The sequence below is a fragment of the Bacillus sp. HNG genome (genome assembly GCF_003400205.1).
Lineage (GTDB): Bacteria > Bacillota > Bacilli > Bacillales > Bacillaceae_L > Ferdinandcohnia.
Genome location: NZ_QUQV01000006.1, coordinates 140,998 through 165,225, shown reverse-complemented (window position 1 = coordinate 165,225; position 24,228 = coordinate 140,998). Strand labels below are relative to the sequence as shown.

The 24,228-nt window shown below is 37.6% G+C and carries 24 protein-coding genes and 1 pseudogene; 8 read left to right on the top strand and 17 right to left on the bottom strand.

Translation table 11 applies throughout. The features are described from left to right. Positions 1-34 precede the first annotated feature (34 nt). The 4 genes from DZB84_RS12975 to DZB84_RS12960 form a co-directional block, all read right to left on the bottom strand. Complete coding sequence (locus DZB84_RS12975; protein ID WP_116352686.1) at positions 35-850, bottom strand: carbohydrate ABC transporter permease; 816 nt, start codon at positions 848-850, stop codon at positions 35-37. Beyond that, positions 847-1,740 carry a carbohydrate ABC transporter permease gene (locus tag DZB84_RS12970; RefSeq protein WP_223254448.1) on the bottom strand — a complete coding sequence of 298 codons (894 nt, stop codon included), beginning with the start codon at positions 1,738-1,740 and terminating at the stop codon, positions 847-849. The genes DZB84_RS12975 and DZB84_RS12970 overlap by 4 nt, the downstream gene beginning before the upstream one ends. 47 nt (positions 1,741-1,787) lie before the next feature. Then, positions 1,788-2,909 (bottom strand): ABC transporter ATP-binding protein, encoded by a 1,122-nt coding sequence (locus DZB84_RS12965; protein ID WP_116352685.1) that lies wholly within the window; start codon positions 2,907-2,909, stop codon positions 1,788-1,790. Between the two features lie 318 nt (positions 2,910-3,227). Further along, positions 3,228-3,425 carry a hypothetical protein gene (locus tag DZB84_RS12960; protein ID WP_116352684.1) on the bottom strand — a complete coding sequence of 66 codons (198 nt, stop codon included), beginning with the start codon at positions 3,423-3,425 and terminating at the stop codon, positions 3,228-3,230. Positions 3,426-3,763: 338 nt separating this feature from the next. On the opposite strand from DZB84_RS12960, the gene DZB84_RS12955 reads away from it, so the two are divergent. Together DZB84_RS12955 and DZB84_RS12950 are read left to right on the top strand one after the other, a co-directional pair. Then, positions 3,764-4,519 (top strand): DUF2087 domain-containing protein, encoded by a 756-nt coding sequence (locus tag DZB84_RS12955; protein ID WP_116352683.1) that lies wholly within the window; start codon positions 3,764-3,766, stop codon positions 4,517-4,519. A 54-nt stretch (positions 4,520-4,573) separates the two neighbouring features. After that, positions 4,574-4,936 (top strand): GIY-YIG nuclease family protein, encoded by a 363-nt coding sequence (locus DZB84_RS12950; protein WP_116352682.1) that lies wholly within the window; start codon positions 4,574-4,576, stop codon positions 4,934-4,936. 125 nt (positions 4,937-5,061) lie between these two features. On the opposite strand, the gene opuFB is transcribed toward DZB84_RS12950, so the two are convergent. Next, entirely contained in the window at positions 5,062-6,576 is a 1,515-nt protein-coding gene (opuFB, locus tag DZB84_RS12945; protein ID WP_116352681.1) for an osmoprotectant update ABC transporter permease/substrate-binding subunit OpuFB, read from the bottom strand. Beyond that, a pseudogene (locus DZB84_RS12940) lies at positions 6,573-7,535 on the bottom strand (ABC transporter ATP-binding protein). Before DZB84_RS12940 ends, opuFB begins: the two are co-directional and overlap by 4 nt. Before the next feature lie 834 nt (positions 7,536-8,369). On the opposite strand from DZB84_RS12940, the gene DZB84_RS12935 reads away from it, so the two are divergent. Next, positions 8,370-10,304, top strand: coding sequence for an endonuclease MutS2 (locus tag DZB84_RS12935; protein WP_116352680.1), 1,935 nt, complete (start codon positions 8,370-8,372; stop codon positions 10,302-10,304). A 98-nt stretch (positions 10,305-10,402) separates the two neighbouring features. Here the strand turns inward: DZB84_RS12935 and DZB84_RS12930 are convergent, their stop codons facing one another. The 4 genes from DZB84_RS12930 to azlC all read right to left on the bottom strand — a co-directional run bounded on the left by DZB84_RS12930 (position 10,403) and on the right by azlC (position 13,933). Beyond that, complete coding sequence (locus DZB84_RS12930) at positions 10,403-11,269, bottom strand: MBL fold metallo-hydrolase (protein ID WP_116352679.1); 867 nt, start codon at positions 11,267-11,269, stop codon at positions 10,403-10,405. Continuing rightward, positions 11,269-12,687 carry a Na+/H+ antiporter NhaC gene (gene nhaC, locus DZB84_RS12925; protein WP_116352816.1) on the bottom strand — a complete coding sequence of 473 codons (1,419 nt, stop codon included), beginning with the start codon at positions 12,685-12,687 and terminating at the stop codon, positions 11,269-11,271. The genes DZB84_RS12930 and nhaC overlap by 1 nt, the downstream gene beginning before the upstream one ends. 203 nt (positions 12,688-12,890) lie before the next feature. After that, positions 12,891-13,223: a branched-chain amino acid transporter permease gene (locus tag DZB84_RS12920; protein ID WP_116352678.1), complete on the bottom strand. Its 333-nt coding sequence runs from the start codon at positions 13,221-13,223 to the stop codon at positions 12,891-12,893. After that, entirely contained in the window at positions 13,220-13,933 is a 714-nt protein-coding gene (gene azlC / locus DZB84_RS12915; RefSeq protein WP_116352677.1) for an azaleucine resistance protein AzlC, read from the bottom strand. The genes DZB84_RS12920 and azlC overlap by 4 nt, the downstream gene beginning before the upstream one ends. A 191-nt stretch (positions 13,934-14,124) precedes the next feature. On the opposite strand from azlC, the gene DZB84_RS12910 reads away from it, so the two are divergent. After that, a complete protein-coding gene (locus tag DZB84_RS12910) occupies positions 14,125-14,868 on the top strand; it encodes an SGNH/GDSL hydrolase family protein (protein WP_116352676.1) in 744 nt (247 codons plus the stop codon). Positions 14,869-14,890: 22 nt separating this feature from the next. Here the strand turns inward: DZB84_RS12910 and DZB84_RS12905 are convergent, their stop codons facing one another. Continuing rightward, positions 14,891-15,868, bottom strand: a complete 978-nt coding sequence (locus DZB84_RS12905) for a phosphotransferase (RefSeq protein WP_116352675.1) — start codon at positions 15,866-15,868, stop codon at positions 14,891-14,893. Between the two features lie 13 nt (positions 15,869-15,881). Next, complete coding sequence (locus DZB84_RS12900) at positions 15,882-16,292, bottom strand: GNAT family N-acetyltransferase (protein ID WP_189655239.1); 411 nt, start codon at positions 16,290-16,292, stop codon at positions 15,882-15,884. A gap of 150 nt (positions 16,293-16,442) precedes the next feature. Here DZB84_RS12900 and DZB84_RS12895 point away from each other — a divergent pair, with 150 nt between their 5' ends. Both DZB84_RS12895 and DZB84_RS12890 read left to right on the top strand, forming a co-directional pair. Beyond that, a complete protein-coding gene (locus tag DZB84_RS12895; protein WP_116352673.1) occupies positions 16,443-16,766 on the top strand; it encodes a hypothetical protein in 324 nt (107 codons plus the stop codon). Positions 16,767-17,179: 413 nt separating this feature from the next. Continuing rightward, positions 17,180-17,905: a CAP domain-containing protein gene (locus DZB84_RS12890; RefSeq protein ID WP_116352672.1), complete on the top strand. Its 726-nt coding sequence runs from the start codon at positions 17,180-17,182 to the stop codon at positions 17,903-17,905. Positions 17,906-17,985: 80 nt separating this feature from the next. Here the strand turns inward: DZB84_RS12890 and aroQ are convergent, their stop codons facing one another. Beyond that, positions 17,986-18,429 carry a type II 3-dehydroquinate dehydratase gene (gene aroQ, locus DZB84_RS12885; RefSeq protein ID WP_116352671.1) on the bottom strand — a complete coding sequence of 148 codons (444 nt, stop codon included), beginning with the start codon at positions 18,427-18,429 and terminating at the stop codon, positions 17,986-17,988. Between the two features lie 273 nt (positions 18,430-18,702). Here aroQ and DZB84_RS12880 point away from each other — a divergent pair, with 273 nt between their 5' ends. Further along, the gene (locus DZB84_RS12880; RefSeq protein ID WP_116352815.1) at positions 18,703-19,197 is read left to right on the top strand and encodes a shikimate kinase; all 495 of its coding nucleotides are present in this window, start codon (positions 18,703-18,705) and stop codon (positions 19,195-19,197) included. A 97-nt stretch (positions 19,198-19,294) separates the two neighbouring features. Here the strand turns inward: DZB84_RS12880 and DZB84_RS12875 are convergent, their stop codons facing one another. The 4 genes from DZB84_RS12875 to DZB84_RS12860 are packed head-to-tail and all read right to left on the bottom strand — an operon-like array spanning position 19,295 to position 22,654. Then, complete coding sequence (locus tag DZB84_RS12875; RefSeq protein ID WP_116352670.1) at positions 19,295-20,398, bottom strand: D-TA family PLP-dependent enzyme; 1,104 nt, start codon at positions 20,396-20,398, stop codon at positions 19,295-19,297. Between the two features lie 42 nt (positions 20,399-20,440). Beyond that, complete coding sequence (locus DZB84_RS12870) at positions 20,441-21,547, bottom strand: threonine synthase (RefSeq protein WP_116352669.1); 1,107 nt, start codon at positions 21,545-21,547, stop codon at positions 20,441-20,443. 17 nt (positions 21,548-21,564) lie between these two features. After that, the gene (locus DZB84_RS12865) at positions 21,565-21,942 is read right to left on the bottom strand and encodes a RidA family protein (RefSeq protein ID WP_116352668.1); all 378 of its coding nucleotides are present in this window, start codon (positions 21,940-21,942) and stop codon (positions 21,565-21,567) included. A gap of 55 nt (positions 21,943-21,997) precedes the next feature. Then, positions 21,998-22,654 (bottom strand): helix-turn-helix transcriptional regulator, encoded by a 657-nt coding sequence (locus DZB84_RS12860; protein WP_116352667.1) that lies wholly within the window; start codon positions 22,652-22,654, stop codon positions 21,998-22,000. 269 nt (positions 22,655-22,923) lie between these two features. Between DZB84_RS12860 and DZB84_RS12855 the strand changes: the two genes are divergently transcribed. After that, entirely contained in the window at positions 22,924-24,144 is a 1,221-nt protein-coding gene (locus DZB84_RS12855) for a dicarboxylate/amino acid:cation symporter (protein WP_116352666.1), read from the top strand. Positions 24,145-24,228: the final 84 nt, after the last annotated feature.

Genomic DNA, 24,228 nt, shown 5'->3' with positions numbered 1-24,228 from the left:
CTCCTTTTTTATTGGTATATTTTCGAGGAATCTGCTATTTTACAGCGCCCTCTGTTAAACCTGTTTGAAGCTTCTTTTGTCCTAGGAAAAGCAAAATTAATGTCGGGATGATTACAATCACGGCACCTGCCATGATGACGCCCCAATCATTTAATTGTTCCTGTGTCTGCAATTGCTTCAAGCCGATTTGTACCGTACGAACCGTATCATTGGTGGTCGCCAATAGTGGCCATAGATACATATTCCATGAAGTTAAAAATCCATAAATCCCTAATGTGACTAAGCTTGTCTTTGTTACAGGTAATACAACTGTTAAGTAAAATTTGAAATCACCAATTCCAGCTATTTGGCTTGCTTCCCTTAATTCTTTAGGAATTTGTTTAAAGTTCTGTCTGAGCAAAAACGTCCCAAAGGTTGTTGCAAAAAATGGTACAGTTAGTCCCGCATAATGATCTAGCCAACCTAAATCACGGATGATGTGAAAGTTTGGGATAATCGATGCCTCAAAGGGAACCATCATCGTCGCAATAAAAAGATAAAATAAAACATCTCTTCCCTTAAACTCTAAAAATACAAAGGCATAGGCTGCTAGACTGGATAATGCCAATTGTCCTAGCATAATCACAATCGACACTACAAAACTGTTAATCAAGTATTGAACTAAAGGAAATCGTTCAAAAGCAGCAACATAATTATCAGCTGTTAGTGTGGTCGGTAAACTTGCCGTTAAGATATCTTGGTTCGTCATAAGACTCATAACAATCGCCATTACAGCTGGTCCAGCAATTAGAATCGCTGAAACAATCAATAAAAGATAGAAGATCACTTTTCTTCCCGTTGGCATCATCATTGATAGTGAACCCTCCTCTCACCCAGCTTAAACTGCAGTGCCGTCATCAATAAAATAAGAATGAATAACACGATTGCCTGAGCACTAGCTGAGCCGAACTGATAATTCACAAATGCCTCACGGTAAATGGAATACACAATCAAATTCGTTTCATTTGCTGGTCCACCTTGGGTTAAAATATCAATTTGCCCAAATGTTTGGAACGAATTAATAATCGATACGGTAATCACAAAAAATAAGGTCGGTGACAGCATGGGCACTGTGATTCTTCTAAACTTATAAAAATAACCAGACCCTTCAATATCCGCACTTTCATATAAAGATGTGTCGATGGATTGTAATCCACCTAACAAAATTAAAAATGTAAACCCAATATTCATCCAAATCGTAGTAATCGCAATTGCAATCATTGCCCATTTCGGGTCCGTCAACCAGCCGATCGATTCGGCTCCAAATACGGTAAGGATTTGATTTAATAACCCCATTGTCGGGTTGAATAAGTACAGCCAGAATACAGATGCTGCCGCAACCGATACACCCATAGTTGAGGTAAAAATGGTTCTAAAAAAGCCAATCCCTTTTAGCTTCTCATTGGAAATGACGGCTAAAAACAAACTAATCACAACCGTTACAGGTACCGTATAGAGCACAAACAAAAACGTATTTTTAAAGCTTTTTAGAAAAATTGGATCTGAAAACATATACAAATAGTTTTCCAAACCAACAAATACCGTTGTCGCACCCTTCGCATCTGTCAAAAAGAAACTTAAGTACATGGTCTTAAATAAGGGGTAAAACACAAAAACACTAAATAAAACAATTGATGGTAATAAAAATAAAATTCCTTTAAGTAAACTTGAAATCCGTTTTTGCTTTTTTATTTTCTCCATTTGAACAGTATAGGTTTCTTTATTTTCAATGATTGGACTGACCATACTCATATCGCTACAACCTCTTGTTTCTTTCCAAGTTCAGCAGATTTAAGTAACGTGCCTGAATCTCCATCAAAGAATAGGAGGTATTGGGGCATAATTTGCACAGGAACCATTTGTCCAAAATGGATATTCCACTGGCCCGGCCATTTTGCCGTCCATAATTCCGAACCAACATCAAAAGAAACCGATGTTTCATTCCCCAATTGTTCAACATTCACTGCTTCCAAGTATGTAAGATGTTCTTCTTTTTCAAGACCTGAAAATAAATGCTCTGCTCGGATCCCGACCACTAGATTCTGATTTATCGGTATATCCCTTATCATCATTGGATCTATTGGTATATGTATTTGATTTTCAATGATGAGTGTTGTACGGTCCTCTGAAAGAACAGCTTTTCCTAGATTCATTTTTGGGGAGCCAATAAAAGACGCAACAAATAAATTTTCTGGTTCATTATATAAGGTAATGGGTTTACCCACTTGTTGAATCTTCCCCTCATTTAAGACCATAATTCGGTCACCCATCGTCATTGCTTCGACCTGATCATGAGTCACATAGATCATTGTTAGCCCCAAGCGTTTTTGCAATCTTCGAATTTGAACCCGCATATTTGCACGAAGCTTTGCATCTAAATTAGAGAGTGGCTCATCCATTAAACATAAAGGCGCATGACTTACAACTGAACGTCCAAGTGCAACCCGTTGTCTTTGTCCTCCGGAAAGTTCCCTTGGTTTCCGCTTTAATAATTCGCTTAGGCCTAACATTTCCGCTGCTTCGGTAAGCCTTCTTTGCTGCTCGTGTTTATCCACTTTTCTTGCTTTTAATCCAAACAAAATATTTTGCTCAACTGTTAAATGTGGATATAAGGCGTAATTTTGAAAAACCATAGATAAATCCCGGTTTTTTGGTGGGAGATGATTCACGACTTCATTGTTAATCTTTAGGATTCCCCCCGTGATCTCTTCAAGCCCTGCTATCATCCGAAGCAATGTACTCTTTCCAGAACCAGAAGGACCAACAAGAACGAAGAATTCACCTTCCTCAATCGAGACATTGATTCCATTCAAGACATCCTTTTGTTTATCGTATGATTTCGAGATGTCATTCAACTCAACCTGACTCATGCCCAGCCTCCTTTCCAATTTACAAGACCATTTAACCACAATTTCTTCTCAAAAAAAGCGTATTTACTGTTTTTTGACAAACCTTAACATTGTATTGAATAATCAAAATCTATCTTCACAAACTAAACAAATTTTTCATAATAAATAAGGACAATGCACTATTTACTTTGGGACAGAGGGACAGGTTCATTGTCCCGAAGATTATTAATAAAAAAGATGGGACGCAGTACCTGTCCCCGCGTCCTCCTACATCTTAGGCTTATAATAGAAAAGACCCCCACCTGGGAGCCTTTTTGCAAAATAAGTATGGTGAAACTTCTATTTTTCCTCTTGGTCCGCAGCATTATTGGCACCTTCGCCAGCCTTGTTGCCCAGTGCACCTCCAGCAATAGCACCCGCAACTGTGCCAAGTGGCCCTAACACTGATCCAACTACAGCACCTGCAGTGGCACCAGCACCAGTTCCTACTGCTTCAGACGTATTGATATCATCGCGATTTCGTTTGTTATCAGCCAATTATCCCACCTCCTCGTTTAGGAAATGCTTTTGATTATCACACTTCCCTCAAACATAGTTTGCTCAAAGTAGTTACATATTTATCGTGTGTTTATTTCCTCATTTGCCCAATTCATCAATTAAGTTCACGTTTACTCTTACTCTATTTCTGTATCAACAAAGTAGGTATAGTTAGCGTGTTTCATTGCCTTTTTATACTTCATTCTATTTCATGAAGTATTTTAGTCACTCATCCACATTTCAAAAATTTAAACTTTAGATAGATATGTTTGTTGATTAACAAACAAAAATATTATATATTTGTTTTATAACAAACTTTTAATGGATGTGTTTAGACAATGGATATTTCAGATATTTTTTGGAGTGCGACGTTAGAAGAACTTAAACAGGGATATATGGAAGAGTCAGATTCTTATTATTGTCTTTTGTGTGGTGAGAAAATTGAAAAAGGGATCATTTACCCTCATGAAGGAATTTTTTATGAAGCGGAAAGATATATGCGTGTTCATATCGAAAGTTCTCACCAATCCGTATTTGATTATTTAGTTGGACTTGATAAAAAACTGACAGGGCTAACCGATCATCAAAATCAGTTGATTCGTCTTTTTTATCAGGGCAAAAGTGATAAAGATGTTCAGTCTGAGATGGGGATAGGCAGCACTTCTACCATTAGGCACCATCGGTTTGCATTGAAAGAGAAAGAACGTCAAGCAAAGACCTTTTTAACCATAATGGAACTTTTAAAAGAGAAAGATCAGCATGCACCTGCATTTGTTCCACCTCATAAAACAGCGACAATGGTTGATGATCGTTATGCTGTTACGGATGAGGAACAAAAAGAAATCACCAAAAAATTTCTACCTGAAGGAAAAAATGGGCGATTAAAGAAATTTCCACCAAAAGAAAAACAAAGACTAATTATCCTTCGGGAAATCTCAAGGCGATTTGAAAAAGATATGATCTATACAGAAAAAGAAGTCAATCAGATTTTAGAAGACATTTATGATGATTATGTCCTAATTCGAAGATACTTAATTAGTTATGGATTTTTAGAAAGAAAGACGGATGGAAGTCAATACTGGCTGAAAAAATAGTGGAAAACAGCAACTGGTGCATCGTAAAATACCCATTGAAAGGGAGAATTTAAAATGGATCGAAAGAAAGAATTGAAACAACAATACAAAGAAACACCCATTGAGGCCGGTGTTTATCAGATAAAAAACACTCAAACTGGAAAAGTATTTATCGGTAGCACCAGAAATTTTAAAACGTTAAACGGATTAAAATTCAGCTTAGAGGCAGGCACAGCTTCACCTATGAACAGGGAGCTACAAGAAGACTGGAGGCATTATGGAGCAAGTGCATTCAGTATTGATATTTTAGAAACACTCAAGAAGAAAGATGACCCATATTTTAATGAAAAAGAAGCCTTATCAGAACTTGAGAATAAATGGCTAGACCAGCTTCAACCATATGAAGAGCGGGGATACAACAAGAAAAAGACCCGTTAATTAAGGGACAGTGGGATAGGTTCATTTTCCCATTTTTTATCATACTTAATATTATAGAAAACCTTAGATAGAAATAGTGGACACGGGACCTGTCCCCGTGTCCCACTTTTTAATAAACAAACAGCCTACTTTATTAAACCATGTGTTTTCAAATATTCCTTAGCAATGGCAAAAGGCCTTTTTCCCTCTACATTCACTTGATAATTCATTTCTCTCATTTCATCATCTGTTATCTTCCCAGATAATTTGTTCAAAGCTTTTTTAATTTCAGGATACTCTTGGACTGTTTCTTTACGTAATAATGGCGCCCCTTGGTAGGGAGGAAATAACTGTTGATCATCCTCCAACACTTTAAGCTGGTATTGTCGAAGCTCACTATCAGTTGAATAGGCATCAACTAAATTAATCTCACTTGATTCGACTGCCACATAGCGTAATTTCGGCTCCATCGTGACAGGATTCGGAAACTGAATACCGTATAGTGACTGGATACCTTGATAGCCATCTTCACGGTCGGAAAATTCCATTGTAAACCCAGCATGTATTTTATCTTCGATACCCTTCAAATCGGAAATCGTTTCTAGTCCATATTGATCTGCAACCTCGTTCGGTACTGCCAATGCATATGTATTGTTATACTGCATTGGTTTCAGCATAACCATATTATATCGGTCTAACAATCCATCTTTTGCTTGTTGATAAACCTCTTCGCGATCTGTACTGTTTGCCGTTTCTTTTAAAAACTCTGAAATGGCTGTGCCCGTAAACTCCGGATAAATATCGATGTCTCCCGATTTAAGTGCGTTGAAGACAAAAGAGGTTTTTCCCAGACCTGGTTTCAATTCAACTTGCAGATCTGTTTCATCCTCGATTAAGATTTTATACATATTAATTAAAATTTCTGGTTCAGCCCCGAGTTTTCCAGCAATCACCACTTTTTGATCTTGATATCCCCAAAAAGGAGCTACGATAATAGCGAAAGCCAATAGCCCAATTGTTCCAAGTGTTAGCATAACTTTCTTATATGATAGATTCTCAAACTTTTTTAGTAAATAATCAAATAGGATCGCAAGGAGTGCAGCTGGTATTGCCCCAAGCAAAATCAGATTTGTATTATTTCGATCAATACCTAGTAGAATTATATCCCCAAGACCTCCAGCACCAATTAATGCCGCAAGTGTGGCTGTCCCTACGATTAACACCATTGCGGTCCGGATTCCCGCCATGATAACAGGCATTGCAAGTGGGAATTCCACCCTGATTAATCTTTTTCTTGAGTTCATTCCCATTGCACGGGCTGCTTCGATTAATGATGAATCAACTTCTTTAATTCCTGTATAGGTGTTTCTCAATATAGGTAGTAGTGCATAGGCAACTAAAGCGATGATCGCTGGGACTTTTCCAATACCGAATAAAGGAATTAGGATTCCCAACAGAGCTAAAGAAGGAATAGTTTGAATGACAGATGTTATGCCGATTACTCCTTCCGCTACCTTTTTATGCCTTGTTACATAAATTCCGAGTGGAATAGCAATGATTACTGCAAAGAAAAGGGCGATAAAAGAAATCTGGACATGCTCTACCAAAGAACTGACTAATTCATCTTTTCTTTCCAGAAATATTTTAGTAAAATCGTTCATTTGTCAGCCCCCCTTCTCAGTATTGTAGATAGATGTTTCATAACAGTCTTACGATCAATATATCCGATTAGACCCCCATCTTTTTCTATGGCTAGTTGTTCATGTTGGGAAAGGTTTTCCATAATCTCTTGCAATGGGGTTGAGATAGATACTCTAACTGAAGAAGTTTTCTCTATTTCATTTCCATTGATTGGTTGAAGTAAATCTTCTAATTTAATATCAATGACCGACTTTTCACTTTTTCCTCTTACAAATTCTTTTACAAAATCATTGGAAGGACTTGTAATCAGTTGATGCGGTGTTCCGATTTGAACAATTTTACCATCCTTCATGATGCAGATTCGATCTGCTAGTTTTAATGCCTCTTGCATATCATGGGTGACAAAAACAGTCGTCTATCTGAGACTTTTCTTTAAACTTAATAGTTCATCTTGCAGTTTTTCTCGGCTTATTGGATCCAAGGCACTAAATGGCTCATCCATTAATATAATCCCAGGATCGGCAGCAAGTGCCCGAATAACACCAACTCGTTGTTGTTGTCCCCCAGACAGTTCGTTTGGTTTTCTGGTAGCGTATGTTTCATAGTCTAATCCAACCATGTCCATAAGTTCTGAAATACGATGTTTAATTTGATCTCTTCTCCATTTTTTCAGTTCAGGAACAATCGCAATATTTTCCTCAATTGTCATATGTGGAAAAAGAGCAATCTGTTGAAGTACATATCCGATATTCCACCTTAATTCATGAATGTCATATTCGCTTATTTTTTTTCCATCCAAAAAAATAGTGCCATCTGTTAGAGGAATTAACCGATTAATCATTTTTAAGGTCGTTGTTTTTCCACAACCACTTGGACCGATAAGGACTACAAACTCACCTTGTTGAATTTCAAATGTTAATGAATCAACAGCAACTGTTCCATCTGGGTATTTTTTAGATACATTTTCAAATTTAATCATTGAAATAAATCTCCTTGTCATAGGATTACTTTTAACAACTCTCACCAATAGACTTTAGTAAATGAACATACCACAACTACTAGTTAAACCTATACTTCATAACATTAGCATGTATATCACGTTTATCATAAGAACATGCTTCTTTATTTAAGGCTGTTTTCACAAACTTTGTTGTTTTTGGATAAGATTGCGCGAAGGGAAATAGTAATTATTGATCTTCCAGTAATTTAGCGGATGGTACGAGATTCTATAAAATGCAGGCATTTCTTCGTGCGGTGTAGTTTCAAGGAAGCAAATTCAACGTCCTGAGAGAAAAGCGAGACCCCGAAGTGAAACGAGGAGGCTTGCGGATCGCCCGCGGAAAGCGAGTACCAGAAGCGGAAATCACCCATTGTTTTAAAAGCAACAATCCCCTAGAATTGAGCCTTATTAAAATACAACGTAACTTGCACTTGACTTCTTGAATGTACATAAGATATAAAGAAAGAGTAAGTAAAAAAATTCCTTACCTAAAGGAGTATGAGTTTATGTTATCGGTGGTTCTTAACTAATCCATAATTGGATAGGTGGAAGAAGCAATAACGTAGCAAACGCTATGTTTATTTCACTATGGCTTCTTTTAGAAAGTTAAGAACACGCATCATAGCTATGAAAAATAGATCCTGCTATGGCATGTTTGTCATGGTTTTTTTGTGTCAAAAACCAGTCAAACATTTCAAGCACAAGGTCTATCTTCTGCCGTCATGAGCGCTTTGTTCATGACGGCTTTTTGTATATGGCCTCGTGATCAAGTCCTCATGAAATTTTTCACACATAAAAAAGGAGGATTTACCATTGAATACTCAAACAATGGAAGCACTAGGGTATTTCCAAGTTTTAAATGATATCTCACAATTCACTCGAACAATCAGAGGAAAAGAAACACTTCTCTCGTTAAGACCAACAGAAGACAAAAAGAAAATCGAGAATTCTTTACATGAAATTTTAGAAGCGATGAACATCTTAGCAATCAGTGGAAGTATACCTATTCATTCACTGGATCAAATCGGTCATTTCATCACACAAGCGAAAAAAGGCATGGCTCTAAAAGTAGACCAATTCACGCAAATTGTCTCATTCCTAGACCACTGTCAAAAGCTAAAACAATTTATGATAGATAAGGAATATGCTGGTCCGATGGTAAGCATGTACGCTTCATCGATTGGCGATGTATCAGAATTAGAATCGGAAATTAGCCGTTGTTTACGAAATGGCCAAGTAGATGATTATGCATCAAGTGACCTTAACTATTTACGGAGACACCTTGCAACTCTACAGGAAAAACTAAAGGAGAAAGCACAGTCATTAGTGAAAAGCGGAAGAATTTCTCCGTACTTGCAAGAAACAAACGTCTTTGAACGGTCTGGTCGCTATGTACTTGCCGTGAAAAAAGAATATCGGAAGAAAATTCAAGGCTCGGTATTAGATACCTCAGCTTCTGGCTCCACCCTCTTTATCGAGCCTGTTGAATTAAGCTCCCTTCAGGAGGATATCGAACTTATAAAAATTGCGGAAGAAACAGAGGTAGAGCGGATTTTATATGAACTGACTCAGTTGTTTCTTTCATATGAACAAATTATCCAGATTGCCATTGAGACGATGCATCATTATGATGTTCTTTTCGCAAAGGCGAAATACAGTCAAATGATTCAAGCAGAAATCCCCACAATCAACGAAGAGTTCCGGATTGATTTAGTTGAAGCGCGTCATCCTATGCTTGGAAACAAGGCGATTCCGCTCACGATTCCGATTGGAGAAAAGGAACGAGCTCTCGTGATTACTGGTCCAAACACTGGTGGAAAAACAGTTACATTAAAAACGGTTGGGCTCTTAACATTGATGGCGCAATCCGGTCTCCCTATTCCAGCTAAAAAGGGGAGTGAAATTGCCATCTTCCAACATATCTTTGTCGATATTGGAGATGGTCAAAGCATTGAGCAAAACTTAAGCACGTTTAGCTCCCGCATGGTTAATATTATAGACATTTTACAAAATACAAACGATGCCTCACTCGTTTTAATTGATGAACTTGGATCTGGTACTGACCCGAGGGAAGGTATGTCTCTTGCCATTGTTATTTTAGAGCAGCTATATGAAAAAGGCGCTACCTTATTTGCAACTACCCATTATAGTGAAATGAAGAAGTTTGCTGATGAAACGGAAGGTTTTTTAAATGGTTCGATGGAGTTTGATATCGATACATTACAACCAACGTATCGACTATTACTCGGAAAGAGCGGACAAAGTCAAGCATTCGATATAGCAGCAAAACTAGGGATGCATCCTTCACTGCTCGAACGCGCACATCAAAAAGCATACCAAGAGCAAAAGGATTTTCACCAAAACATGTCACAAGAAACATTACTATCTCCTTCCTATCAAAAGCAGGTCATTGTAAATAGATATGCGCGAAGGAATGTAGGAACGAAGAAACAAGAGCAACCTGTAGCTAAAGTAACTCTCTATAATCAAGGAGATAACGTCCTCCTCCCTGCAACAGGTGAAACAGGCATTGTGTACAAAGGACCAAACGATCATGGGGATTACATTGTCCAAATCAAAGGAGAAAAAAGAACCATTAATTATAAAAGAATGGAGCTGAAAATTGCTGCTGAGGAGCTCTATCCACCTGATTATGACTTTGACATCATCTTCAAAAGCAAAGGATACCGTAAACTAAAAAAAGACATGAATCGGAAATACGTTGAAGGTCAATGGCTGGAGGAGTAAGGCATTAGTGGGACACAGGGACAGGTACCGTGTCCCACCATTTTAAACGAAAAAAAGATGTTCATGAAAGAGATCCTTCTCCTTGAACATCTTTTTTATCATATTCTAAATTCCATCTCTTCATCAGCAATATAAAAGCCTTTTGCCTCAATTTCTTTCCTTAATACTCCATCTTTTTGCAATACCGGGTTTGAATGGTTAAGATGTGTAAAATAAATCTTTGTTTCCCCAACTAAGTCTTGAAGCAATTCCATTGTCTCTGTCATGACTGGATGGGGGATTTGACGATAATCGCGACCAATCTTTTCTAGGTCTTGTGGAGAATGAAATGTGCCATCAAGAAAACAAATGTCCGCCTCTTTCGCTGCTTCACGAATATCGATATCCCATTCATCCCAACGGTCAATGTCTGGAATAAATAAAACCTTTTTATTCGGACCTTTGATCCAGAATGCAAAAGTCTCGGAAAACTCGTTTCGATGCGGAACGATAATCGGGGTAACCGTTACTTCCGAAGAAATGCTCACAGGCTGTCGATCAAAGATTTCTTGAACGTTGATGTTTTCAAGCACCGTTAACTGACTCCATGGCGCATTATTTTCCAATACCTTTATCATTTTTGTTCCTGCCATAACGGGCAATTGATGCGAATTAATTGATTCTTTTCCTAAAAACATCAAACCTGGATAATGACCGATATGAGCATGTGATAGAAAAATACTACTCATCAGCTTTGATTCCATCCCATACCTCATTTGTAATCGTGCCATTTGTTCCCGCAAATCAGGGGTAGCCTCAATTAAATGCCATTTATTCTCTTCTGGTAGAACAATCGCTAATGAGGCGGCCATTCTTTTAAACCTCGGATCTGCTAGCGCCCTTTTACAGTTTTCACAGAAACAATTCGCTTGTGGCAATCCTCCATCTTGAGCGGTACCAACCACACTTAAGATAACTTCACTCACTATACAACTTCCCCTTCTACATGTGCCTGTTGTAATTCTTGGCTGTAATCCTTTTTAGCAATTGTCCAGCCTGTAAAACCAAACAACAGATTTACGAGCGGAACAAGATAAATAAAGAACGCATATGGGATAAACTCCCATGCACTAACCCCTAAAATGCTCGTTGCAAACACGGCAGGAACGCTCCATGGGATTAGATTAATTCCGACAGTTCCCATCGACTCAACTGTTCTTGAAAGATTTTTCGTATCAATATTCATATCTTTATATTTTTGAACAAAGGTTCTTGCTGGTAAAATGATCGCCAAAAACTGAGCACCACTTGCTAATGCAACAACAAATGTCGTTAAAAGAGTAGAACCGATAAGCGATCCAGTCGTTCTCACTTTGTTCAACATTTTGCCTGTTAAGACATCGAATGCTCCAGTTTCTTCTAAAATCCCACCGAGGGCAGTAGCAATCATTAGCATTCCCACAGTTCCAAGCATCGAAGCAAGTCCACCACGATTTAACAATGAATCAATTTCACCTACTCCAGTTTCGATACTAAAACCACTCGTCATAAATTGTACAATTGAACTGACCGAGGTTCCTTGAACCACAACAGCTATAACTGCTCCTAGTAACCCTACACCCATTAATGCGGGTAACGCTGGAGCTCGCTTTAGCATTAAAAAGATCGTAAAAACCGGTAGCAATAACAATAATGGATGAATAACAAAAGCATTATCTAAACCAGACATAATGGTTTCGATGGTTCCAGAACTAAAACTCGCGCTTGACTCTTCAAAACTACCAAACACCCAAAACAATAGAAGTGATAGCAAAAATGCAGGGATCGTGTCCCAAAGCATGTGCTTTATGTGACTAAATAAATCCGTATCGACTAGTGCAGCAGCGATATTGGTCGTATCTGATAATGGAGAAAGCTTATCTCCTAAATAAGCACCTGATATAACTGCCCCCGCAACAAGAGCTGGTGAAAATCCTAACCCCTCACCAATGACCATGAATGCCAGACCTACAGTTGCGATCGATGTGAAAGATGTTCCTAGTGTAATTGAAACAATTCCCGTTACAAGTGCAACAATTGGAACAAACCAGGATGGATCAAGAATTGAAATACCATAATAAATCATGGTTGGAATAACACCACTCGCGATCCAAGTTCCGATTATCGTCCCAATGACCAATAAAATAAACACAGCTGGTAAAGCCCTTGTTACTCCATTGACCATCATTTGTTGAATATCATTCCAACTCCATCCACAGCTAATTGCAACGATGGAAGCTAAAATCACACCAACCATTAACGGAAAGTTCATTCCTGCTTTCCATATAAAGATAGAACATGCCGCAGCTATAATTAATCCCAATAATGGAATGATAGATTTCCAAATTGTTAGTTTTGTCTTCACCATTTTCCCCACCAGTCAAATAAAATCATCCTATACTCACTTTACTACTTTAAAGCTTTTATGCTTTTAAGTAAATAATCATTCACTAATAATAATTTATATTGTTTCATTAGTCAATGGGACAGAGGAATGGGACAGAGGGACAGGTTTATTGTCCCAGGTTTTATTAACAAAAAAATGGGACGCGGTACCTGTCCGCGTCCCTAAAAGATCATTTGAACCAAAATCATATATACGATTGTTCCTCCTGCAATAGAGAGGAGCATATTTCTTTTCCAAAAGTGGAGCACGGCAACGACTGCCACTGAAATGAATTCAGGCATACCATGACTTCCTGCTAATAGATTAATATCTTTGAAGCAATAGATGACTAAAAGTCCAATAACCGCTGATGGCAACACTTTCCCGAGATATTGTACATACATCGGTGTAGGTTTGCCAGATGGAAAGACGATGAACGGAAGAAACCTTGTAACCACCGTGCCTAATACAACCATCGCAATAATGATAATCTGTTGTGTTACACTCATTGTCATGCCGCTTTACCCCCCACTTCCTCCAATGACTTTCTAGTTAGGGTAAGCAGTCCTAATATCGCAATCATCGCAGGAATAATGAAGTTGCTCCCCCCAAAAATAAGAAGACAAACAATCGATGCCCCTAGCCCAATTAGTGAGCTTAGATGCTTTTCTTCCTTCATCCACTGCTCTATAAAAATGACAACAAAGAGAGCCGTCATGACAAATTCAAGACCTTCCGTATTGAAGGTAACGAAAGAGCCAAAAACACCGCCAATGGTAGCTCCCAATACCCAATAACAATGGTTGAGAAGTGTGACAAAGAACATCACCCAGCCTTTATCTACATTCTCCGGCACTTTTATCGAACTGTTAATCGCAAAAGATTCATCACACATACCAAAAATTAGGTAATTACTTTTCTTTCCTTTGCCTCTATATTTATCAAGCATCGAAATACCGTAAAACAAGTGTCTGGCATTCACCATCAAAGTTAGAAAAAGAGCACTAAACGGATTAAAGGCTCCAATCAGTAAGCTTGCTGCGACAAACTCCATTGACCCAGCAAAGATGAGCAGACTCATTAAAATCGGATAGATAGCACTAAAGCCTAATGAATTCATATAAATCCCATAAGCGATTCCTAAAAAAGTAAATCCCGCAAAAATAGGGATCGTAAAAGGAAAAGCCGTACGAAATGCACGTAATACTTGATTTCTTTTTTCCATGATGTTCACGTCCTAAATTGTCTATGTTGTCTAATTTTATATCAAAAAATCCACATAATATAAAGAGAATTATTCTAAAATACATATTCCCTTATGGGGCAAATCTCTTGTATTTGTTAAAATAGTAATAATGGAGAGCTATTATCCGCCATCTAGAAAGGGAACCTGTCCTAAATGAGAAGGAGATTCATATGAAAAATCTCTCAAAAGTTTATCTGTTTTATTTTATATCTGCACTCTTATGTGTATTTGTGCTGCTAACCATTCAAAAGAAAGGCAAAGCAGCTAGACCAGTATCCATTTCAGAACACGAGTACTCAATTATTGAAAAACTTAATTATAAACAACCTGTAACTATTGTGGCCTATGGTGATTCCATTACATGGGGTTATGATCGAGATACAAGAGGCAACGTAAGTCAGGTTCAACATCCATATCCAAAAGTTCTAGAAAAGCAGCTCAGGAAAAAGTACGGCTATAATAAAATAAACGTGATCAATAAAGGGCATCCTGGCTGGACCTCTATTCAAGCTCTCGAAAATCTTGAAGAAGAAGTTCTTAACTATCATCCAGACTTAGTCATCTCTATGTTCGGCATAAACGATGCAAGAGGTCATATGAAATATAGCCCAAATGCACTCCCCGTCCCTGTTGATCACTATAAAGAAAACAACCGACAAATCCTGCAAAAGCTCAAAGAAAATGGAATTGAAGTGGTCGTCATCTCCCCAACAACCATAACGAACAACAAAAATAACGGAAAGAAAACACAAGTATACTACATAACGGCGATTAAATCCTTAGCCCAAGAAGAAAAGATCCAATATGTAAATGGTGGGGACATTTCAATCCACGGGAATCTTTATGACGGAATTCATTTTAAAGCAGAAAAGTATCGATTAATTGCGGAAAAATTAATGAGTGACATATTTTAAGGGACAGGTTCACTGTCCCATTTTACATGGGTGGGACGCGGTACCTGTCCCCATGTCCCTTTAACAAGTATTCTGTTTTTTCTTTTTCAAATTGGAGTAATGATTTAATTTGCTGTGGGGATTCGGTTTGAGTAACATCTTTTAGTAGAAGAGTTAAGGCATTATGTGGAAATGTGAGATACAAAATAATAAGTGATACCAGTTGATCGCTTATTGGATTTTCTTGGGTATATGCTTCTAGAATGGATTCGAAAACCGCGTTGTCCCACTTCCCTGTTGCCTTCCCCATTATTTTGATTAATCCATTCAGATCCTTAGCAGGAATATCATATTTTGCTAAATCCCAATCAATGATAAAGAGCCCCGATTCACTTTTTAATAGATTACCCATGTGAAGGTCATTATGGCACAAAAATTGTTCTCCTAGAGGAATGTTTTTCAAAAACGGAAAGAAAGCTGATTTGTCCAATTGACTTACAACCCAGTTCCCAGCATCTAAAAAGAAATCAATCTCCTCCCTGTTAGGTTTCACCAAACGCAACCCTTCTAGAAGTAAAAGAGCTCGCTTCATATTATGTTCCCAATTGATTTCCTTAAAGAAAAGGTGGGCGTTTGGAGAACGATAGTTTAACGTCAACTTGTGAACCCTTCCAATTTGTTTTGTTAGCCCCACCAAGTCTTCTACTGAAACGACTGGTGTTGAGATAGACGGTATCCATTCTTGAAGATAATAGATGTTTCCTTCCCAAGTAACATAATCGTTTTGTTGTATCGTTTTAATTGTTTTCGGAATTAGGACGCCTGCTCCCCTTAAATACTCCGTTGCTTGCAAAAGAAATTGTAGCCTCTCAAAACTTATAAATACTTGTTTCAAAAGGAAAAGTCCTTGATTGGTCGTGCACTTTATCACTAATGAACGCTTTGTGTTACGTATGATTTCATAGCTTCTCAAAGATAGATCATAGTGCTCCATGAGCATCTTGGAAAAATCAATATTCATGACTTCCCTCCTGCTAGATGACCTTTTCTATATAGACGGTATCAACATAATATCTCTTGATGCGAAAACCCCAATACTTGAATAATTTCAACACACGCTCATTCTTTTTATAAACCATTCCTCCAATTGATATAGCCCCTTTGTCTTTCGCATAATCTAGTAAGGTTGGCAAAAAAGACTGTGCGATCCCTCTACCTTGATAGAATGGGTCGAAAGCCACCATATCTATGAAAAACTCACTCTTTTCTTTTAAGCGATAGCTTAAAAAGCCTACTATTTTATCCTGGTCATCACAAACGAGTAACACTTCCTCCGCAAGGTTCAACCTTTTTTCGATCAACCCAGCATCGACCCCAAAAATATCAGAACCCATCGCAATGATCCGCGAATCATCCTTTTCGGGTATTCGAGTACGAACTTTCACACTTTTCCCTCCTATTCTATTTTTGTTTTCACTATATGAATGGAAAAGCTTTTTGTTAAAAAAATGTGCTTTTGCAGTATGGTAAATGGCGTGTACAGTCATTGAACAGAAACGTAAGATAGAGTAATACATTTGAAGGGAGGGAAAATTGTGGATAGAAAAATCAATAGAGAACAAGTGAAGAACTTGGTCGAAGCTTCCGTTTCTTCATTTGCAACAGCATTTGCTGAAGCTTTTTCAAATTCCTTTGCCGAAGGCATTAAAAAAGCAGCAGCAACAGAAAATAGTAATCCAGCATTAGCGCAATTAAATGTGCTTGCACCAGTCATTGCTGAATCCTTTGCCCAAGCTTTTTCAACCGGATTTTCAGAAAGCCTAACGACGCTTTCTCAACAATCAGGTTCTGACAAATTCTCAGATAAATTCTCTGACAAGTTCTCTGACAAATTCTCTGACGATGCGCAGCAGGATTAGTAGATGACTCAGAAGATTCATCTAACTAGTAACAAAATTTTCATAGAAGCAGTAGATTTTGTTAAGCAGACTACTGCTTCTTACCTTAAGGACAAGCTCGTTTTCCTGTACCCAATACTGGTGGGACGCCGTACCTGTCCCCTTGTCCCAAAAAGTCATATTCGTCATTTTTAAGTAATATACGTCATAAAACATCATTGGCTTCAATCCTGTCAATAGGTATATCCGAGTAGTTTTTTCCTATATTGACAAAAAAGAACAACAAATTCATTTCATCAAATCTATTCATTTTCAACTCTCGATTGCTGGTAAAATAGTAGGATTGATTCAGAAGGAAAAGTCTTCCTCAAATATTACAAAAATCACATGCTATGATGTTGTTGTATCTTGGTACACAACAAGGAGGACTAAATATGAAGAAAACAGTACTATCTTTAGCAGTAGCAGGTGCATTATTGGTTACTGGACCATTAGCAAGTTCTGCGGAACAAGTAGATGGCTCCAATAAAAATGTTTATGAAGGTCGTTACGTCGTATCTGTTAACAACTCTACGAATTGGAATGACCTCATTCAAAACTTACTAAAAAAATATTATTCTCAATATGGACAAACTCCGTCGAAAGTAGAGGAACCTACACAACCAGCTAAGAAGCCAGTAGAACAAAAGGCAGAAAAGCCTGTTCAGGAAAGCCCTGTTGCTCAGCAACCTGTGCAACAACAGCCTGTAGATCAAAAGGAAACAACAAATCAAGCTACTTATTCATTAAGCCAATTTGAGCAAGAAGTTGTTACATTAACAAATAAAGAACGTGCAAAAAACGGCTTACAGCCCCTCAAAATTGACTTAAAATTAAGTGAGGTGGCGAGAACAAAATCTTCTGATATGAAGAAGAATGGCTATTTTTCTCATACTAGCCCAACCTACGGATCACCATTTGATATGATGAAACAATTTGGCATTCAATACCGTGCAGCTGGTGAAAATATTGCGATGGGGCAACGTTCACCACAAGAAGTTGTTAATGCTTGGATGAATAGTGAAGGACATCGTAAGAACATTTTAAGCTCAAACTTTACTCACATTGGTGTAGGTCATGTAGAAGGCAACTATTGGACACAGATGTTTATTGGAAAATAAACCCATTTTAATTGAAATGGCACTCAGCGAAGGACGTTGAGTGCTTTTTTTGGATTTCATTCAGTTGTATAAAACCTTACTTATTTATCTTTAATCAGTGATACAGCCGCACGTAAACCAAGATAGTAGCTGTCGATTCCAAACCCACAAATTTGACCTTTTGCAATTTCTGCAAAAACAGAATGATGTCTGAATTCTTCTCGAGAATGAATATTGGACATATGAATCTCAATGATTGGTACTTCGAGAATCTCTAGTGCATCCCTTAATCCATAACTATAATGTGTCCATGCTCCTGCATTTATGATCACAGCGTCTTTTTTTTCAAAATAAGCCCTATGGATTCTTTCGCACATCTCACCTTCATGATTCGTCTGAAAGCTTTCAATCTCGACGCCGAGTTCGTTTGCTAATTCGTTAAGTCCTGCATCAATTTCCTCTAACGTCACCGTACCATATTGAACAGGGTCTCTTTTTCCGAACATGTTATGATTAATTCCATGTAGCATAAGAATTTTTTTCACTTTTTTCTTCCCCTAACCTTTAAATTTAGAGTTCTTAAATACCATTTAAGTATAACTTGTATTAGAATTTTCAGGCAAATAATAAAAGAATTATCTATGTTCATTCTATTATTTCATGTTTGAACTGAAATATTTCTTTTTGAAAAGTAAAAGACATATGATAGTATTTATTAAAATAAACCATTAAAGTATATCAAACTTACAATAGGAAGTGCCGAAGTGAATAATCAAAACATTTCATTAAGAGAAAAGAGTATCGTTTTCATCGGTTTTATGGGCGTTGGAAAAACAACGATTGGTAAACTTGTTGCCAAAAAATTATTTAGAAGTTTTGTAGATATTGATCAAGAGATTGAAAAAGAATACAACATGCCCACTTCACAAATTTTTAAACAAATTGGTGAAAAGGCTTTTCGAGAAAAAGAAAAAGAAGTTATTTCTAACTATTGCACGCAAAAGTTAAAAATTATTTCTCTCGGTGGTGGTGCCTTTTTACAAAAGGAAATCAGAGATATTTGTTTAAAAAACTGTATTGTTTTTTATTTAGACGTTTCCTGGGATTCTTGGAAGGAAAGAATAGACATCCTAATTGATAGCCGACCAGTTTTACAAGGTCGCTCTTTAGAAGAAATTGAGAAACTTTTTATAGAAAGACAAGATATCTATTCATTACACCATTCCAAATTAAATACTGACAACCATGATGTTGAAGAGATTGCAGATTATATTATCGAATCATTAAAGTTAGCTTGGGAATTATACGATTAAAAACGGAAAGAGGGTCGCCCCATCAGGCTCACCCTCTTCCCTCCTATTCCCAGGAGTAACAGCAATGGTTTAAGCTATCTCCCCTACCTTTATTTCTTTACTGCAGTTTCCCTCTACATAGGATTGGAATTTCTTCTACTACCTCATCTCCAGAAACTAAATAGGCGTGATCATAGAGGTTGCAGACTGGACAAATATGATTTGGAATGACTTCAACCTTTTCACCAATTGCAACTTGATTTCTAAATTCCTCATTATAAATGATCGCATGTTCATCGTACACCTGGTCAATATGAACACCGTAGTTTTTAATATAGCCTAAACCTGTAGTTGCACATATTCCTTGACTCCGTGACTGCATCGTAATTCCCTTTGCCCCAACATCAGTAATGACTCGTTCATTTGTTGGTTTGCTGATGACAGTTGTTAGGACACTCGCTGCACATCTATCATATGTACCAATTGCATTTCCTTGTGAGACATCCATGAGGATATACGTTCCGATACGAAGTTCGGTAATCCCCTCCATGACGCCAAAATCATGCATGAGCGGTGGTGTAGAACCAATGCTTACCGTCTCCAGTGTGCAGCCTAATTCTTGCGCAAGATTGGCAAAGTGAAGAGTGCGTTTTTGCGCTGCGTTGTAAAGCTCGCGACATTCCTCTAGGTCTTTAGCTTTGTATGTGTGGCCATCATGCGAAAAGATTCCTTTTAAATTCAGATGGGAGCAATTTTTAATATACTCTACTAACTTAATATAATCGCTTTCTTCAATTACTCCAGAGCGGTTTTCCCCCACTTCAATTTCAATCAGAACTTGCGCTGGTTTTTGGCTGTCACTGAACACCTTTTCTATTGTTTCACATTGTTCAATACTGTCCACGCCAAAGGAAATATCAATGGTTTCTGCAAGCTTCTTGATGCGATTTAGTTTGACCTCACCGACGATTTCATTTGCAATAAAAATATCATTTAGTCCATTTTCAGCCATGACTTCTGCTTCGCCAACCTTTGCAACGGTAATTCCTTTGGCACCTGCATCTACTTGTAGTTTTGCAAGAGCAGGCATTTTATGCGTCTTTGTATGCGGACGAAGGGTAACACCATATTTGTTAGCGTAGGATTGCATTCGTTCAATGTTATCCATCATGATTTCACGGTCAATAAGTAAGGATGGCGTATCTAATTGATTCTTTTTCATCATTATCTCTCCTTAAAAAATCGATTCTCTCATTTTTAAAGTCTAGTTACTTTTAAGACCTGCCCCACATAACGGAAAAACGATTTGTTGGTCTTTTAATTCAGGGTATTTCTTAATATAGTGTAAGTAGCCAGCGTAATTAGCCGCGGAAGTGATCTCCACATAAATTCCTTTTAATGCAAGCTGCTTTCTGGCTTCTATGATACTTTCCTCGGACACACCGATTATATCTCCTTCTGTTGCACGTATTGCTTGTAAGATTTCTGTTCCCCTTGCCGGTGCAGCAATGGCAATGCCCTCAGCCAAGGTCCCTGAATGTTCAATAGGTTCAACCGTATCGCTACCTTCCGCAAAGGCTTTCATTATTGGAGCACAAGCTTCTGCCTGGACGGCAAGGATTCTAGGCATTTTTTCAATTTGCCCATTTGCCAATAACTCTTGAAAAGCAATATACGCTCCCATTAACAAGGTTCCATTCCCTACCGGAATAATGAACGCAACAGGCATTTTGTTATTCATTTGCTCAAACACTTCATACACATACGTTTTCGTACCTTCCCAAAAAATCGGGTTATAAATATGACTTGCATAAAACGAATCTGTGCTTTCAACCATGGCAATCGCTGCGTTCGCTGTATCTTCTCTTGTTCCAGGAACCTTGTGAATGACCGCACCATGTGCTTCAATCTGTGCTATTTTTTTACTTGAAGTAGATGCTGGAACGAAAATATCACATTGGATTCCTGCCCTTGCCCCATATGCCGCAATGGCTGTACCAGCATTACCGCTACTATCTGCAACAACCCTCTTAATGCCCATTTTTTTCGCCATGGCAATTAGAAGAACAGCACCACGATCTTTGAATGATAGCGTAGGCATATAATAGTCAGCCTTTGCGTAGACATGATCAGCTATTTTGATTAGTGGGGTATCCCCTTCTCCAAGCGTAATCTCCTGCCAGACATCTTCCTTTTCAAAAGGGAGTGCATCGATATATTTCCAAAGAGAGTGATTTCGAGAAGTGGCTGTTTCAGTAAAATCAACTGCCTTTTTCTCATATTCAAGGTTTAGTAGACCTCCACAATCACATTTCCATTTATTACTTTCCAACGGATATGTTGAATGACATTCTTTACAAATATAGTTCATCTTCACTCTTCCTTTTCTTAATCAATATAGGCAACTGCCTCAAGCTCAATTGAATATCCATAGTGTAGTTGATTAGTAGGAACAACAGCCCGTGCTGGCTTGTGGTCACCAAAGTACTGCTTATATATGGAATTGACAGTATCCCATAATGAAATATCTGAAATATAAATGGTGACCTTCATGATATCTTCTTTCTTTGCACCTGCAGCTTCTAGTACATGGTCTAAGTTTGACAACACTTGGTTTGTTTCAGCCGTAATATCACCACTTGTCCCTTTACCAGTAAAAGGATCAACCGGAAGCTGTCCTGAAATAAAGAGGAAGTTGCCTTTTTGTGTTGCAGCGGAATAATGACCAGGGTTAGGCTTTGCACCCTTAATTGAAATAAATTTCATACGAATACCTCCTTGGGCTTAGAATTTTTTATATAATAAGTGGAAAGGGATTGATCTATCCTTTATTATTTTTTTCTTTAATTTCCTCTATATAGCTGTAAACTGTGACTTTTGAGATATTTAACTTCTCCGCAACTCTGTCGATTGTTCCACGAATTAAGAAGATTCCTTTTTGCTCCATGAATCGAACCATCTCCACCTTTTCATCACGCCTTAGCTTTTCTACCGGCTTAGTGCCAATAATTTTATCGATTAAATCATGAGCAAACTCTTGTATATGCTCAGTTTCATTCGTTCGATCTTGCTGATAGTTTGGATTTAGAGGCAAATCAGGATTCTGAGGAATGAAGCTACTTAGCCAATTAATATTTTCTGTAATTCTAGTCGTATCAATGTTTATACATAGTGCACCAATCACTTTTTTGTCAGGATTCCTAATTAATAGGGTAGAAGATTTTATTAATCTACCATCATCAGTATGAAAATAGTAATTTGCTGAATAATCATTCGTAAAGTTTTGAGAGAGCAACACATCTGTAATGAGATGGTTAAAACTTTGTCCCACTTGCCTTCCAGTTACATGATTGTTGACGGTGTATACAACAGAGCTCTGGGGAACGGTTAAATCATGCAAAACAACTTCGCAATCGTGCCCAAATGTTTTGGCAATCACCTCTGCTACTGGAATGTATTGTTCATGTATCGAATTCATTAAAAGATTCCCTTCCATAGTAGATTTAATTAAAATATATATAATATTTTATATATAATCAATAACTTTTTATACAACCCATTCCTTATACCTTACTTTTTCATTTATTTCACAAAAGGCTATTGACTATTTCTGTTAATTTATATATAAAAAGATTAAGAAATATATAAATTTTTATATTTTTTTACCTATATTTTTCTGAATCTTTACAAATTTCTATGTTGTGAGAAAGAAGTGTCTTTTCCCGAATAATTTAAAAGGAGGTTCTTATGAAAAAAATTGGTTTGCTTTCACAGATTTTAATTGCATTTATTCTTGCTATTATCGTTGGGGCTATCGTTGGACCTAGTGTTGAGGTTGTTAAACCTCTTGGTGATTTATTTTTACGTATGATTAAGTTCATTATCGTTCCTTTAGTCCTTGCTTCCCTCGTTGTCGGTGTTGCAGGTACTGGGGACATTAAAAAAATTGGACGTATGGGTGGAATTACATTTACTTATTATATTTTAACTACTGCTTTTGCTGTAACCATCGGATTAATTCTTGCAAACATCTTCTCACCCGGTAAGGGCGTCAATATTGATGCAACTGTCGATAAAGTTGAAGCAACAGAGGCTCCAGGAGTAATTGATACCTTACTAAATATCATTCCTACGAATCCAATTGCTTCTTTAGTAAATGGGGATATGTTACAAATCATTTTCTTTGCCATTTTCCTGGGACTTGGAATTACGATTTTAGGCGATAAGGCAAAGACAGTCTATAATTTCTTTGATGAACTTGCTGAAATCATGTATAAAATCACTGCGATTGTGATGAAATTAGCTCCAATTGGGGTTTTCGGTTTAATTGCACCTACTGTTGGAGAATACGGAGTTTCTGTACTTCTTCCACTTTTAAAAGTTATTTTAGTCGTCTATCTCGGATGTATACTTCACGCTGTATTAACATATTCAGTCTCCGTCAAGGTTTTCGCAAAGATGAATCCACTGAAATTTTTCAAAGGAATTGCACCTGCTAGCTTGGTAGCATTCAGCACAACAAGTAGCTCAGGAACTTTGCCAATAACCATTAAAAATTCTGAAGAGAACCTTGGAGTTTCTAGAAAAGTAAGTAGTTTCGTCCTTCCGTTGGGTGCCACCATCAATATGGATGGAACCGCATTATATCAGGGTGTATGTGTTTTATTCATTGCACAATTTTTTGGATATGATCTTTCTTTTGCACAACAGTTAACCATCGTATTAACGGCAACTCTTGCTTCCATTGGTACAGCCGGTGTACCAGGAGCTGGATTGATTATGCTTACGATGGTCGTTACTTCAGTCGGACTTCCAGTAGAAGGTATTGCTCTTATTGCTGGTATCGATAGAATCTTGGATATGATTCGTACATCTGTAAACGTCACAGGCGATGCTTCTGCAGCAGTTGTAGTGAATGCTATAGAAGAGAAACGAGAATTAAAATTATCGAATGAAGTAAGCGTATAAACCTATCTGGTAAAAAAATAAAACGGTTGTTGGAGATTTGAAAGTAAATCTTCAACAACCTGTTTTTATAAGGCGGAGTATAAC